Below are 14,267 nucleotides of genomic sequence, written 5' to 3'. Positions count from 1 at the left end.
TGCCGTCCGGACCGGCTCGACCCTGCCGGTCGGCCCCCGGGAGCGTGTGCCTCTGTGCCGCGCTCCCGGGGGTTTCGCCATGAGGAATTAAGTTGGCGTTGAGGGCGTTGTCCACTGTAGATTCGTGTTGCTCGCCGTGGAGCTCCGGAAGTTCGGGATCCAGGGCGTGTTGACAAGTGCACAGGGGGTGACTGGCTTCGACTTTGGCCTTGCAAGCCAGGTGAAGCGGGCCGAGGACTGCGGACATAACCTCGTTAATCCTGTGACCGCAAACAACAAGTGCCAATTCCAAGAGCACTGTGGCTGCCAGGGATTCCCTGGCGCTCGCTGCCTAAGTAGCGAAACCACTGTCAGCCCGGGAGTGCCTTCGGCCCGGGACCTGGCATCGCTAGAAGGCTCAACCGTTCGACCCGGCCACGGGGAAGATCGGGAAACTAAACAGTGGCTGAGCCCGTCGGCGACTCGCCTGCGTGATCGCCGGGGCTGAGAAAAGCACAGCAGGCTGCGCCCGGAGAAGCCCTGACTTGGGGTTGAAGGACGCGGGTTCGATTCCCGCCACCTCCACTGTGTGAAACCGCCTCTGACCTGCCGATTCATCGACAGGCAGGGGCGGTTTTTGTTTGTGGACGCACCATGGACGCACAGGCCATCGGACGGGGACGTAAGCCCAGGTCCTTGCCTACGTGCACGGAACCGCCCCCCCGAACGGACAAAGGTTCCGTGGCAAAGAAGGCCGAAGGCGTCGACTACAGACGGAAGAAGGACAACTCCGTCTCCTACCGAGTCCGCCGGCGCGAGGGCGGACGCCGTGACGGCCCGACCGGGTCCTACACCTACGACGACCTGGAGTCAGCGAAGATCTTTCGTGGGGCTCTCGTGGCCGACGGCTTCCGAGACCCGTACAAGAACCCCGCGTTCGCTGAGATGCTCGGCTTGGCTGCTCAGCCGGCCGAAGTCCTCACGTTCATCCAGGTCGCCAACAAGTATCTGGCGACGCTCGTGGACGCTGAGCGGCGGACCATCGGTCAGTGCCGCACGACCCTGGAGGACCACTTCTTCTCAGCCGTGGTCACTTTGCCTGACGGCACCAAGGTAGGGCCGCTGGGCCGGTTGCCCATCGACGAGTTCACCGGGGACATCATCCAGGCGTGGATCAACCAGATGCGGGAGAAGCAACACGGGAAGACCGTCCTGAAGCCCTACTCGCCGAAGACGATCCTCAACATCCACGGGACGGTCATCTCGCCCGTCTTCGAATACGCCATCGACAAGGAGTACAGCTCACTGGCAGCCGTGCCGGAACGTCCGGCTGCCCGAGCGGCTGCGAGTGTGTGCTGTGGATTTCGACGCCGGCACGCTCGCCGTGGCCCAGGTCGTCCGCGAGGACGAGAACCGGCGGCCCTACATCGAATCCACGGAGGGTAAGAGCGCGAACGCGTTCCGGACTATCAGCCTGGCCTCAAAGGCGCTGGCTGTGCTTCAGAGGCGCGCGAACGGCAAGGGCAAGCTGGCGCTCCTCTTCCCTGCCCCGGGCACCCGCGGCGGCACCCTGTGGCGAAACGCCAACTTCAACGAGCACCGTTGGCAGAAGGTGAAGGTGATCGCGGCGGAGCGCGGGCTCATCAAGGACCCCAACATTCACGGCTTGCGGCACGCTCACGCGAACGACCTTATCCCCAAGGTGGGGATTGAGCCTGTGTCCAAGCGGATTGGGCACGCCAACGTGACCGTGACCAGCGTGGTCTACTCGCACCTCACGTCCTTGCGGTACAGCTCCCGGTGCTTGTTCAGGTCGGCAGGGGTGACGCCGAGCTCCTGGGAGAGCGCGGCCACCGGGATGTCGCCGGACGGGGTGATGGCGATGGCGATGGCGATCTCGTCCGGCCACGCCATGCGCATGAGGCGGACGGCGCGGTCGGTGCCGACGCCGAGCTCTCACAGTGGGCCGACCGGGGTTGGTCGCCCACCGTGACCGCGTCTCGGCGATCAGGTCAGCGTCTGTCCTGCGGCGCGCGTTGGGCTTCGTGTCCTGGTCGCGGTTGTCCTTGCGCCCGTTGTCCTGACCCGGCTTGCCCTCGTCCTGTCCCGACGGGGCGGGGTTGTCCTGCTGCTTGTTGTCCCGATCAGGCAGTGGGGGCGCCGGTGTCCTGTCCTGGACGGGCTCCTTCGGCGGGACGGGGCGCGACTTGGGACGGCGAGGCAGGACAGGCGGTGTGTCCTGCGGCTGTCCTGTCTCCAGGCCGTGCTCGTGGGCGTTGCGGTACACGCGGGGCAGGGCGTGGTCGCGCATGACGCCTTCGTCGAGCATCCACAGCAGGTCAGCGGGAGCGTCCAATCGCCAGGGGCTGCCGTAGCCGAAGGAGCAGGTGAGGAACGTGCCCTGGTTGATGGCGGGCAGTTTGAGCTCACCGGGCAGGCCGACAACCCTTCGTGAAGTGATTTTGTGGGGACCCTGCCCCTGGGCCAGAACGACTTAGTCGGGCTTGGGCGACAACGCAGGACAGAAGCCTCGAATCCTGGGAATATCAGTTCTTGTCGCGCGTATCTTTCGAAAGGGTGGCGTATGGAGCCGCTGCGGGCGGGTGATCCGCGCCAGGTGGGCCCTTACCGACTGCGGGGGCGGCTGGGTGGCGGCGGTATGGGACAGGTGTTCTTAGGCCGTTCCCGGGGTGGTCGGCCGGTCGCGGTGAAGGTGGTGCGATCGGAACTGGCCCACGATGAGGGGTTCCGGCGCCGGTTCGCGATCGAGGTGGAGGCGGCCCGGCTGGTCGGTGGGTTCTACACCGCGCAGGTGGTGGACGCCGACACCGACGCCGATCAGCCGTGGCTGGCCACGGACTACATTCCCGGTCCGTCCCTGCAGCAGGCCGTCGCCGCACACGGACCGCTGCCGCCCGCCGCGGTCGGTGTGCTGGGGGCAGGCCTGGCCGAGGGCTTGACCGCGATTCACCAGTGCAAACTCGTGCACCGTGATCTCAAACCCGGCAACGTGATCCTGGCCGCTAACGGTCCCCGTGTCATCGACTTCGGCGTCGCCCGTGCCTTGGAGATCACCTCCCACACCGCCACGGGAGCCGTGATCGGCACTCCGGCATTCATGTCCCCCGAACAGATCCGAAGCGATGAGGTCGGCCCTGCCAGCGACGTGTTCTCCCTGGGAGCGGTGCTGGTGTTCGCCGCCAGCGGCCGCGGCCCGTTCGGGGACGGCCACCACCACACGATCATGTATCGCATCCTCCATGACGATCCCGATCTGTCCGGCCTGCCAAGCGACCTGACCGACCTGGTCGGTGCCTGCCTGGCCAAGACACCCCAGAACCGGCCCAGCCTCAACGAACTTCTCGACCAGCTGACCGCACCGGCTGAGAGCGCCACACGGTGGCTCACGTCGGAGGTCACCACGATGATCACCCGGCTCGAACAGGCACGCGCTGACGCGTCCATCAGCCTGGACCAGATCGAGGAGGCCAGGAATCCCGAGCAGGCCACCAAGGTCGACGGTAATGCCGAGCGGATGGCCGTGGCGTTCATCGAACTGGGCTGGCTGGAGAAGACGGCCGGGAACCTGGAGGAGGCCCGCACGCTGTTTCAGCGGGCCGTTGAGACCGGTAACCCCTGGCAGCAGGCCAAGGCACTCATCTGTCTGGGCTGTTTGGAGCATGACGATGCGGGGGATGTGGAGCAGGCCCGCGGGTTCTGGAAGCGAGCGGCCGAGTCCGGTCAACCGGGCATAGCCCCGCAGGCGATGGTGAACCTGGCCTCGCTGGAGAAGACGGCCGGGAACCTGGGTGAGGCGCGCAAGCTCTACCGGCAGGCCAGCGAGACCGACGATCGCGACGCGGCGGCCCAGGCGCTCAACGGCTGGGCCGACCTCGAACGCAACGCCGGGAACCCGGATCAGGCGCGCAAGCTTCACCGGCAGGCCATCGAGGTCGGCGGTGACCTTGGGTGGATAGCCGTGGCGTTCATCGAACTGGGCTGGCTGGAGAAGACGGCCGGGAACCTGGAGGAGGCCCGCACGCTGTTTCAGCGGGCCGTTGAGACCGGTAACCCCTGGCAGCAGGCCAAGGCACTCATCTGTCTGGGCTGTTTGGAGCATGACGATGCGGGGGATGTGGAGCAGGCCCGCGGGTTCTGGAAGCGAGCGGCCGAGTCCGGTCAACCGGGCATAGCCCCGCAGGCGATGGTGAACCTGGCCTCGCTGGAGAAGACGGCCGGGAACCTGGGTGAGGCGCGCAAGCTCTACCGGCAGGCCAGCGAGACCGACGATCGCGACGCGGCGGCCCAGGCGCTCAACGGCTGGGCCGACCTCGAACGCAACGCCGGGAACCCGGATCAGGCGCGCAAGCTCTACCGGCAGATCCTTGACGGCAAGCAGCCACCCGCCGAACCCGGCAAGTGAGAGGGCATTCTGTAAGCCTCCTCAAAACGTCCTCTCACTGCTCAGCCGCCCACAGCAGCGCCGCGGCGGTGATCTCGGCGGCCTCGGCCAGCATCTCCGGGGTGAGGACCTTCATCTCGGTCGGCAAGGCGCTCGTGGCGGTGGAGTCCGGCCGGACGGTCGGCTCGTCCGGCAGCACCTCCTCCTCGTCGATGTTCCGCTCGTCCGGCTCGGTCGGGTCGGAGATGTCGATGCCCGCCCGCCGGAACACCGCCAGCAGCGACGCGACCGCCTGCCGCAGGTCCTTCGCGGTCGCGGACGACAGCACCCTGCCCGCCTTCGTCTCCAGGTCCACGCCGATGTGCTTGACGGCGGACGCCGCCTCCTCCAGCACCGCCACGAGCGCGCCCCCGTCCGGCACGCCGGACGGGGCCACCTCGACGGGGACGGGCTCGCCGATCGTCACATCGCCGACGGGGTGACCTCGTACGGCACCTGGACGGTCTGCTCGATCTCGCTGTCGTCGTGGATGCACACGAACGCGACGTCGGCGAACGTGGCCACGAGGTTCACCCAGCCAGGTGCGCGGAGGCACGCGCCGTCCTGCGCGACGACTACCCGAGGCGCACGAGCGGGGGGTGGATGACGCGGCCGGCGGCTGGCCGCCATCCGCGACCGCTACGCGCGCGAGGGACTGAGCCTGGAGGCGCCGTACGCCGAGCCGGTGCCGGTGTCATGAGCGGAACGACGGACGCCGCCGGCCGGACCGCCGGTTACGCAGAAGGCGGCACCGGCCGGCGCCTCCGCCCTGTTCGCCGCTCCCTTCCGCGACTCCAGCCGGACCCGCGATGGGTCCACCGCGGTGAGGCAGCGACGCAGCCGGGAGGCATAGGTGCGCAGGTTGGAACGGTATCCGGCCGGCGGCTCGTCCCAGAGCAGCCCGGCCAGCGTGGTGTGGGCCACGAACCTGTTGGGCCGCAGCAGCAGGGCGGCCAGCAGCCCGCGTACCCGATGCTCGGGAAAGCTGCTCGTCGGCCGTCTTCCGCGCGGTCTCCTGCCGGGTCAGCACGCCGACGGGGCCCAGGATCGTGAATATCACGGTGTGATCCGCGCGGGCGTCGCGGGCCGACGCGGAGATCCGATCGACAAGACCTTCGTCGCCAGGAGACACCTCCGGCTTTTCTCGGCATTCCCATGCCCGGCCGGGATCGCGGCGGATCGCCCCCGCACCGGTGTTTCCTGGGGAGCATATGGTCGTCCACCCGGGCGCACTATCCGCGGAGCGTTGACGCGCATTCGCTTGCCGGACACCTCGCCAGCGGCGGGTCGTCGCACAGCACGGTGAGATTCGCCCGTTCTGCGGTGGCGGCGATCAGCAGGTCAGCGGGACCGGCTGACCTGTGCTGTCCGGTATCGGTGAGCAACTGCTGAACCTCTGTGGCACGGTCCCAGGCGTGTCCGCTCATCGGTACCCAGCCGAACAGATCATGGAGCAGCCGAATCTTCTCCAGGCGGTCCGCCAGCGATCTCGCGGAGATATCTCTTCTAGATGTCTCGGATATCCGAAGGCGTTCGAGGTTGTCTCGGTCGGCCGTGCTCGTGCGGCGGTCCGAGGGGTGTGGTGGTTGGGGGAGAATAGGTCACAGAACTGCCACTCCGTAACCAAATATTGCTGTACGTGTGCTTAGGTGTTCCCCTGACAAGTCGTGTGCGGAGTGGGGTTGAAGGGTGTCAAGGTTCGACTGGCGTCACTCGGTGTTCGCACCGGTGGTGGGCCTGCTGGTGTCCGCTGTACTCATGGTGGCGGGAGCGGTCAAGGCGCTGCTGGAGGTGGTGGGCGCCACCACGGCCCCGGCGGCGGCGGAGCTCGTGGTCACGCTCGTCATCGCGGTGTTCCTGATCACGGTGCTCAGGATCGCCAGGGCCGTACCGGACATCCGGCGGGAGGCTGAGGCCACCGAGCGGGCCAGGACCAACATCGGGTCGGTGAAGCCGAACGAGGACACGCTGGTGGCCCGGCGGCTCAAGCTCTTCAAGGAGGCGGCCGAGGCCGGGAACGACTGCGAGTCCGTGCTGAGCGCCCGCTCCGCGCTGGACGAGAGCGAGATGAGCAACAAGCACCACATCGACCACGCGCTCATCTGGGCCCTGCCGGTCTTCGGGTTCATCGGCACCGCGCTGACCATGGCCGCGATGGTGAGCTCGTTCTCCAACGCCCTGGACAGCCGGGGCGACCCCGGTGTGCTGATCACCGCGCTCAAGCAGCACGTGCTGCCCGAGCTGGCGTCGGCGTTCGGCGTCACCATGATCGCGCTGTTCCTGAGCGTGCTCGCGTTCGGGGCGATGGCCCTGGTCGAGCGGGCCGAGCGGGCCTCGGTGGTGGAGGCCGACGAGGTCTTCCTGATCTACATCGCCCGCCTGCCCGCCAAGCAGACCGGCCCCGCGCTGCAGGGGCTGACGCGCGAGCTGTCCCACATCCAGGGGCTGGCCAGGGAGATGGGCCACATGCAGGGGCTCACGCAGGAGCTGGCGATGTCCAGGGGCGGGACCGAGGAACTGATCAAGGGCATGGACGCGCTGCGTACGGCGGTCGAGCGGCTGAGCGCTGCCGAGACCCGGCCGCAGAAGTACACGCTGGTGAGGGAACCGTGAGAAGGCGGCCGCCCAGGTCCTTCGCGCCGCCGCTCGACCTGCGCTTCATCGACCTGTTCATGGCCATCGTGCTGGCGCTGTCGTTCGTGGCGATCATGCTCACCGTGGTGGCCCGCATGCTGCCCACCGAGGACGCCACGCCGCCCTCCCGGCCGCAGAAGAGCGTGGCGCAGCTGGAACGGGAGCTCGACGCCGCCGTACAGGCCCAGCGCCAGGCCGAGGCCGAACTGCGCACCACGCGCGAGCAGATCGCCGAGCAGAACGCCTTCGCCCTGCCGTGGTGGCTGATCGGGTTCTGCGCCCTGCTCGGCGTGCTGACCGTGTTCATGAACTGGCGGGTCCGGCTGTGGAACAACGGCAACCTGCCCCGGCTGCGCAGCTGGCTGCTGGTCACCTTCGTGGTGGCGGTCGTCACGGTGGTGATCAGGTCGCTGAGCGACGGCCAGGGGTATCTGCTGCTCGCCGAGATCCCCTGGTGGGCGGCCGACATCCTGTGCCTCGGGCTGCTGCTGGTCGCACACGTGTTGATCTCCGACATCCGGGACAGGAACGCCGCGCTGGGCGCCATCAGGAAGCGGCCGGCACGCGAGCCCGTACCCGAGCGTCGGTGACGTACGTTCTCCCGGTGGTGCTCAGTGGGCGCAGCCGGCGTACTCGTCGAGGCGGCGCAGCATCGCCACCAGCATGAGCGGGAACATCACCACGTGCGAGACGAGCATGAGGACGCCGCCGTCGATGATCCCCAGCCACAGCATGGGGAAGAGCGGCACGACCGGCGCGAACATGATCCCGCACATCTCCAGCGTCGGTGCCCAGCCGTGCCCGCGGAACCGCATCCACGCGGCCATGCCCACGGACATCTCGAACGCCATCACGAGGTACCAGAGCTCCGGCTGCTCGGCGGGGGAGATTCCGAGGCCGACAGCGGACCTGAGCATGCCGAGCCCGATCATCCCGACGAACATCGCGATGATCATCTCGACGTAGTGGAGGGCGAATCTGCCCCAGCGGCGGCCTGACTTGGGGGTGGTGGTCGTCGTCGTCATGCTTCGACTGTGGCCGGGGCCCGCCGGGGGGCCAAGGAAAGCGGCGGAGGAGGTCCGGAAACTTGGGATCCACGTCCTTCGGACCTACAGTCGGGGCATGGAGCCGAGACGGGTCGTGGTGGTGGCGTACGAGGCGGCTGAGTTACTGGAGGTCGCCTCCGTCACCTCGACGCTGGAGAGCGCCAACTGGCACGGCGCCCAGCCCTACTACGAATACCGCGTGGCGACCCCCGGCGGCCACCCCGTCACCACCGCGACGGCGCTGACCCTGCACGCCCAGCTCGCCCTCGAACGCGTCACCGGGCCGCTCGACACGCTCGTGGTGGCGGGCGGGATCGGCCACGAGGACGCCGCCGCCAATCCGCTCATCGTCGGCCACGTCCGGCGGCTGGCCCGCGAGAGCCGGCGCGTGGCCTCCGTCTGCACGGGTTCGTTCGTCCTGGCCGCGGCCGGCCTGCTCGACGGGCGGCGCACCACCACCCACTGGGGCCAGGCGCAGCGGATGGCCGCCTGCTACCCCGGCGTGATCGTCGACCCCGACCCGATCTTCATCAGGGACGGCAACGTCGCCACCTCGGCCGGCATCACCGCCGCGCTCGATCTCACCCTGGCCTTCATCGAGGAGGACAACGGCACCGAGCTGGCCAGGACCGTCGCCCGCAACCTGGTCACCTACCTGCAGCGGCCCGGCAACCAGGCGCAGATGAGCATGTTCGTGGACGCGCCGTCCCCGGCCAACAGCCTGGTCAAACGGACCATCGAGTACATCTCCGCCCACCTGCGCGACGACCTCACCACGCCCGCGCTGGCCACCGAGGCGGGCGTCAGCGAGCGGCACCTGACCCGGCTGTTCCTCAAGCACCTCGGGCTGACGCCGGGCCGCTACGTGCGGCAGGCCCGCACCGAGGCCGCCGCCCACCTGCTGGCCTCCACGTCGCTGCCGATGGCGGCGGTGGCGGTGCGCTGCGGATTCGGTACGGCGGAGACGCTGCGGCAGGCGTTCATCGACCGGTACGGCATCCCGCCCTCCCGCTACCGCCTGGCCCAGGCGCCCGCGGTCGGATGAACCGGCTGAACACCTCGAATCTGGCTAATGTGTCTGCGATGGACGGAGACCGGGTCATAGGCGGGTACGCGCTGCGGCGCCTGCTCGGCCAGGGCGGCATGGGCGAGGTGCACCTCGCCGCCACGCCCACCGGTGGCCTGGCCGCGGTCAAGCTCATCCACCCGGCGCTGGCCCGCGACCCGGCGTTCAGGCGGCGCTTCGAACGGGAGGTGGCGGCGGCCCGGCGGGTGGCCAGGTTCTGCACCGCGCCGGTGCTCGACGCCGGGATCGACGGGGGCGTCGCCTACCTCGTCACCGAATACGTCAAGGGTCCCGACCTGGCCCAGGCCGTACGCGACCAGGGGCCGCTGTCGGGCGGGAACCTGGAGGCGCTGGCCGTCGGCATCGCGACCGCGCTGAGCGCCATCCACGGGGCCGGGGTGATCCACCGCGACCTCAAGCCCTCCAACGTGCTGCTCTCGCCGCTCGGGCCCCGGGTGATCGACTTCGGCATCGCGCAGATCGTCGACCAGGCCAGCCTGGCCAGCCAGGCCATCCTCGGGACACCCGCGTTCATGGCGCCCGAGCAGGTGCGCGGCGACCCGCTCACGCCCGCCGCCGACGTGTTCGCGTGGGGCGGGGTGATCGCGTACGCCGGGACTGGGCGGCTGCCGTTCGGGGGCGGGGCGCCCGGGGAGGTGCTGTACCGGATCGCGCACGAGCAGCCGCGCCTGGACGGGCTCGACGACGGCATCCGTGGGGTGGTGGAACGCGCCCTGTCCAAAGACGCCCGCCTCCGGCCTGCGGCGCAGGAGCTGCTGGGGGAACTGGTGGGGGGTACGCGGCTGGCGGCGGCGACGGAGGTGGTGGAACGCACGTGGACGGAGTCGATCACAGCCGACGTCCGCCCGCCCGCCGCCCCTCCTGGCCCGCCCCTGGCCGGTGCCCCGGGACCGCCTGGGGCTGCTCCTGCCGGCCGGCCACCGACTGCCGGCCAGGGGGTGTCGGGGCCTGCGGACGTCCGCACTGCCCCGCGACCGACCGCTGTGCTCGGGGCGGGGGTAGGTCGGTTCGGCGATGCTGAGGGCCGTGTGGTCGGTGCCGGTCGTGGGGGCGAGGCGCCGGGGCGGAGGCGGTGGTTGCCGTGGGTTGTCGGGGCCGGTGCGCTGCTGGTCACCGCCGCTGTCGTCGTCGCGAACCTGCCGGGGCTCACCTCGCAGACCTGGCCGTACGAGGCGGGGTTCGAGTCCTGGGACACCGGCGCTTCCGAGGGCGGTGACGCCCGCCTGGACGGCGCCGGCTACCGGCTCACCGTCAAACCGGGCTGGCGCCTGTGGAAGTCGGCGCCCGTACGCGAGCCGGAGAACGGCGTGATCGTCAGCGCGAAGGCCACCCTGGAGCAGGGTGCGGGTGAGTACGGTGTGTGGTGCCACGGCGCGGCCGGCTCGGGTGACCGTTACGAGTTCGGGGTGAGCGGCGAGGGCAAGGTCACGATCGTCAAGCGCCGTGCGGGCGCCGAGGCCAAGGTCCTGTACGGCCCCGCCGACGCGCCCAAGGCGGCTGCCAACCGGGTCGTGGCGGAGTGCGGCCGGAGCGGAGGCAAGGTGACGCTGCGGATGTGGCTGAACGAGAGCCTGGTCGGCGAGGCCTCCGACACCGACGACCCCCACGGCCACGGCGAGACCGGCGTCTACGCGGCCCCGTCAGCCGACCAGCCCACCGCCGGCTCAGGCATCCAGGGCGACGCCCCCCTCGGCCCTGCGAGGTCGGGCGGCACCCGACCCAGGGCCACGGAGCCCGCCGACACCCGACTCGCCGTCACGGGGCCCGGCCTCATGCGGTCCGGGACTGCCGCGTTCGGTGGTGTGGGTTCCGGTGTCATGCGGTCCGGGGATGCCGTGTTCGCCCTCACGCGGTCGAACGTCGTGCGGGGTGGTGGGGTGGGGTTCGGGGTGGATGCTGGGGTTGAGGCTATGCGGGTGCGGTTTGAGTCTTTCGCCGTTAGACCGGCGAACGGCACGTGAGGCCGCAGGTGCGGTTCGGGGTGTTGGGGCCGCTGCGGATCGAGAGGGGTCAGGCTCCTGGGCCCGCCAAGCACAGGACGTTGCTGGCGGCGTTGTTGTTGTCGGCGCGGGAGCAGGTGCCGGTCGATCGGCTGATGTCCGTGGTCTGGGACGACCGGCCGCCGGCGTCGGCCGAGTCGGTGCTGCGGGTGTACGTGAGCGCGCTGCGCAAGGTCGTGGACGGGATCCGTACCGTGCCGGGCGGCTACCTGCTCGACGTGGAGCCGGACGACGTGGACTGCCATCGGTTCGAGCGGATGGTCGGCGAGGCCAGGCGGGCGCGGGCGGAGGGCCGGGTGGCGCAGGCCGCCGGTGGGTTCGGGGCGGCGCTGGGGCTGTGGCGGGGGCAGGCGCTGGCGGACGTGGAGTCGTCGGTGCTGCGCCGGACGTACGGCGTACCGCTGGAGGAGTTGCGCCTGACCGCTCTGGAGGAGCGGGTGGAACTGGACCTGCGGCTGGGCCGGGGCGCCGAGGTGGTCGGCGAGTTGCGGGCGCTGGTCGGGGCGCATCCGCTGCGCGAGCGCGCCTGGGTGCGTCTCATCGAGGCGTTGCACCAGGCCGGGCGCAGGTCGGAGGCGCTGTCCGCCTATCGGGACGCGCGCCGCACGCTGGTGGAGGAGCTGGGTCTTGAGCCCGGCGCCGAGCTGGTCGCGGCCCATCAGCGTGTGCTGAACGACACCCCGGAGGCGGGCGCGGGTGCGGGCACGCGCCACCGGGGAGGAGTCGCTGTCCGGGGTGGCGGTCCCGGTGGGGAGCGAGGGTCGTCGGTGGTGCGGGGTGGGCAGGGGCGGGGAGGGGTGGCGGTTGATGAGTTGCCGCCGGATATTTCCGACTTCGCGGGACGAGAGCCGGTGCTCGGCTGGATCGCCGCGATGGTGGGGGAGCGGGCCGCCGCACCGGTGCACCTGGTCCTGCACGGCCCGCCCGGCTGCGGGAAGTCCGCCGTCGCCGTGCACGCCGCCACCGCGCTCGACCTCCCCGACGGCCGCCTCTACGCCTCGCTCGGCGCCAGGCCGCCGAGCGCCGTGCTGGAGGACCTGCTGCGTTCCCTCGGTTGCCCCGACGGCGCGGTGCCGCCCGCGCTCGACGATCGGGTACGGCTCTACCGCAGCACGACGGCCCGCAGGCGGCTGCTCGTGCTGCTGGACGACGCCGCCGACGAGGCCCAGGTGCGGCCCCTGCTGCCTACGGGGCCGGGCAGCCTCACCCTGGTGACCAGCCGGTCGCCGCTGGCCGGGCTGGAGGCGGCGCGGGCGTACGAGCTGGGCCTGCTCGGCGAGGAGGAGGCCGTGGTGATGCTCGCGGGCGTGGCCGGGCACGAGCGGGTACGCGCGGAGCCCGAGGCCGCGCTGCGCATCGTCCGGCTCTGCGGCCACCTGCCCCTCGCGCTGCGCATCGCCGGGTCCCGGCTGGCCAGGAAGCCGGGCTGGACGCTCGACCACCTGGCGGGGCGGCTCGGGGACGAGCGGCGCAGGCTCGACGAGCTCAGCGCCGGAGACCTGGCCGTACGGGGCAGCCTCGCGCTCGGCTATCGCGGCCTGCCGGATCCGGAGCGGCGGCTGCTGCGGAGGCTCGGCGCGCTGTCCGCGCCCGACTTCGCGCCCTGGGTGTTCGGGGTGGACCTTGAGCCGCTGGCGGAGGCCGGGCTGCTGCAGTCGCGCGGGCTGGACGAGGCCGGTCAGGAGCGGTTCGGCTGGCACGATCTGACCCGCCTCTACGCCGCCGAACGTCTGTCCGAGGAGGACGGCGGCCCCGCTGGTGTGCTTGCCGCCATCGCCGGTGAGATTCTCGAACGTGCCCGGCAGGCCAGAGCCTCTCTGCTCCCGGCCGAACCCGGCACCGGCCGCACCGAGATCCACCCGCCCGGCCCCGCCTCGCCCGGCCTCACCCCGCCGTACCTCACCCCGCCGGACCTCGCTCCGTCCGGCCTCACCCCTCCCGGTCTCGCCCCGTCCGATTCCTCCGTGGGGTTCGGTTTCCCTGAGGAGGCGGGTCTGGCGACCGGCTGGTTGCGGCAGGAGGCGCGGTGGCTGAGCGCCGAGCGCCGGTTCCTGGCCGCCTGTGTCGGCGACTTCTACCGGGCCGGCCTGTACGAGGCCGCGTGGCGGCTGGCCTTCTACCTGACCCCGCTGTTCGAGCTGGGTGCCCACCACGACGACTGGCACGCGACGACGGCGACCGGGCTCGACGCGGCCAGGGCGGCGGGTCACCGTCACGGTGAGGCCCTGCTGCTGCGCGGCCTGGCGGACCTGCACCGGGCTGAGGGCCGTACGGACGCGGCCGCCGCCGCGCTGCGGGCGGCCCAGCCGCTGGTGGAGGGCCTGGAACTGGCCAGGATCACGCTCCGGCTCGGCCTGGTGCAGGCAGCCGAGTCCGGAGCGGTACGGCAGCGACCGGCCCAGGCGCCCGAAACCGGAAGCCCGGGCAGGAGCGAGGGCAGGGGCGCGGAGGCTGAGCGGGCGTTCGTACGGGCGTTGCGGGTCTTCGAGGAGGCCGGTGATCGGCGCGGCCGGGCGGATACCCTGCGCGCGCTGGGTGCCCTGCGCCGGGACGAGGACACGCTGCGGCAGAGCCTGGCCGCCTACCAGGAGCTGGGCGACCCGAGAGGCGAGGCCGAGGCGCTGCTGGACCTGGCCAGGCAGCAACTGGCCGCCGGCCGGCCCGACGTGGCCCGCGACTGCGTGGAACGGCGGCTGAGCGTCAACCGCCGCCTCGGCGACCGGCTGCCGGAGGCGGTGGCGCTGCTCGTGCTGGCCGAGATCGAGGCGGCGCGCGGTGACGGGCGGGCCGCGACGGAGGCGGCGCGGTCGGCGGTGGAGACGTTCACCGCGTACGGCGACCGCAGGAACACCGCCAGGGCCCTGCTGGCCCTCGCCCGAGCCGAGCTGCAGGCCGGCCAGTCAAATGTCGCAGTTGAGACACTTAGGCGCACTATGGGAGAGTTTGACGGTCTCGGCGACCCGCAGGGCAGAGCCGAGGCGGAACAGCTCGCGCAGGAAGCCCGCAGGCGGCCTGATCGGCATATATAGCGGACTATGCGGATCCTGAAGGTCGCCTCCCTAGGGTGAGAGCCACATCCC

At 70.7% G+C, this 14,267-nt stretch carries 11 protein-coding genes, 1 other RNA gene and 1 pseudogene; 9 read left to right on the top strand and 4 right to left on the bottom strand.

Annotation, left to right across the window (positions count from 1 at the left end):
* Positions 1–183 precede the first annotated feature (183 nt).
* The 3 genes and pseudogenes from ssrA to OIE67_RS55655 form a co-directional block, all read left to right on the top strand.
* Positions 184–567: a transfer-messenger RNA gene (gene ssrA, locus OIE67_RS39975) on the top strand.
* A 153-nt stretch (positions 568–720) separates the two neighbouring features.
* Positions 721–1,425, top strand: coding sequence for a hypothetical protein (locus OIE67_RS39970; protein ID WP_326630273.1), 705 nt, complete (start codon positions 721–723; stop codon positions 1,423–1,425).
* Positions 1,328–1,699 (top strand): annotated as a pseudogene (locus tag OIE67_RS55655) (hypothetical protein); the annotation flags it as partial. The gene OIE67_RS39970 and the pseudogene OIE67_RS55655, both read left to right, overlap by 98 nt.
* A gap of 44 nt (positions 1,700–1,743) precedes the next feature.
* Here OIE67_RS55655 and OIE67_RS39965 read toward each other — a convergent pair.
* Positions 1,744–1,899 (bottom strand): hypothetical protein, encoded by a 156-nt coding sequence (locus OIE67_RS39965; protein WP_326630272.1) that lies wholly within the window; start codon positions 1,897–1,899, stop codon positions 1,744–1,746.
* Between the two features lie 664 nt (positions 1,900–2,563).
* On the opposite strand from OIE67_RS39965, the gene OIE67_RS39960 reads away from it, so the two are divergent.
* Positions 2,564–4,402, top strand: a complete 1,839-nt coding sequence (locus OIE67_RS39960) for a serine/threonine-protein kinase (RefSeq protein ID WP_326630269.1) — start codon at positions 2,564–2,566, stop codon at positions 4,400–4,402.
* A 34-nt stretch (positions 4,403–4,436) separates the two neighbouring features.
* On the opposite strand, the gene OIE67_RS39955 is transcribed toward OIE67_RS39960, so the two are convergent.
* Together OIE67_RS39955 and OIE67_RS39950 are read right to left on the bottom strand one after the other, a co-directional pair.
* Entirely contained in the window at positions 4,437–4,847 is a 411-nt protein-coding gene (locus OIE67_RS39955) for a hypothetical protein (protein ID WP_326630267.1), read from the bottom strand.
* 212 nt (positions 4,848–5,059) lie between these two features.
* Positions 5,060–5,377 (bottom strand): hypothetical protein, encoded by a 318-nt coding sequence (locus OIE67_RS39950; RefSeq protein ID WP_326645626.1) that lies wholly within the window; start codon positions 5,375–5,377, stop codon positions 5,060–5,062.
* A gap of 732 nt (positions 5,378–6,109) precedes the next feature.
* Between OIE67_RS39950 and OIE67_RS39945 the strand changes: the two genes are divergently transcribed.
* Both OIE67_RS39945 and OIE67_RS39940 read left to right on the top strand, forming a co-directional pair.
* A complete protein-coding gene (locus OIE67_RS39945; protein ID WP_146178098.1) occupies positions 6,110–7,033 on the top strand; it encodes a hypothetical protein in 924 nt (307 codons plus the stop codon).
* Positions 7,030–7,644 carry a hypothetical protein gene (locus OIE67_RS39940; protein ID WP_106236757.1) on the top strand — a complete coding sequence of 205 codons (615 nt, stop codon included), beginning with the start codon at positions 7,030–7,032 and terminating at the stop codon, positions 7,642–7,644. The genes OIE67_RS39945 and OIE67_RS39940 overlap by 4 nt, the downstream gene beginning before the upstream one ends.
* A 21-nt stretch (positions 7,645–7,665) precedes the next feature.
* On the opposite strand, the gene OIE67_RS39935 is transcribed toward OIE67_RS39940, so the two are convergent.
* Positions 7,666–8,079 carry a hypothetical protein gene (locus OIE67_RS39935; RefSeq protein ID WP_106236758.1) on the bottom strand — a complete coding sequence of 138 codons (414 nt, stop codon included), beginning with the start codon at positions 8,077–8,079 and terminating at the stop codon, positions 7,666–7,668.
* 97 nt (positions 8,080–8,176) lie between these two features.
* On the opposite strand from OIE67_RS39935, the gene OIE67_RS39930 reads away from it, so the two are divergent.
* The 3 genes from OIE67_RS39930 to OIE67_RS39920 are packed head-to-tail and all read left to right on the top strand — an operon-like array spanning position 8,177 to position 14,216.
* The gene (locus tag OIE67_RS39930) at positions 8,177–9,145 is read left to right on the top strand and encodes a GlxA family transcriptional regulator (protein ID WP_106236759.1); all 969 of its coding nucleotides are present in this window, start codon (positions 8,177–8,179) and stop codon (positions 9,143–9,145) included.
* A 38-nt stretch (positions 9,146–9,183) separates the two neighbouring features.
* Positions 9,184–11,148, top strand: a complete 1,965-nt coding sequence (locus OIE67_RS39925) for a serine/threonine-protein kinase (protein WP_326630262.1) — start codon at positions 9,184–9,186, stop codon at positions 11,146–11,148.
* Positions 11,145–14,216, top strand: coding sequence for an AfsR/SARP family transcriptional regulator (locus OIE67_RS39920; RefSeq protein ID WP_326630259.1), 3,072 nt, complete (start codon positions 11,145–11,147; stop codon positions 14,214–14,216). Before OIE67_RS39925 ends, OIE67_RS39920 begins: the two co-directional genes overlap by 4 nt.
* Positions 14,217–14,267: the final 51 nt, after the last annotated feature.

The organism is Nonomuraea fuscirosea, from assembly GCF_035917475.1.
Classification (GTDB): domain Bacteria; phylum Actinomycetota; class Actinomycetes; order Streptosporangiales; family Streptosporangiaceae; genus Nonomuraea; species Nonomuraea fuscirosea.
This window is presented reverse-complemented; position numbering and strand designations above follow the sequence as displayed.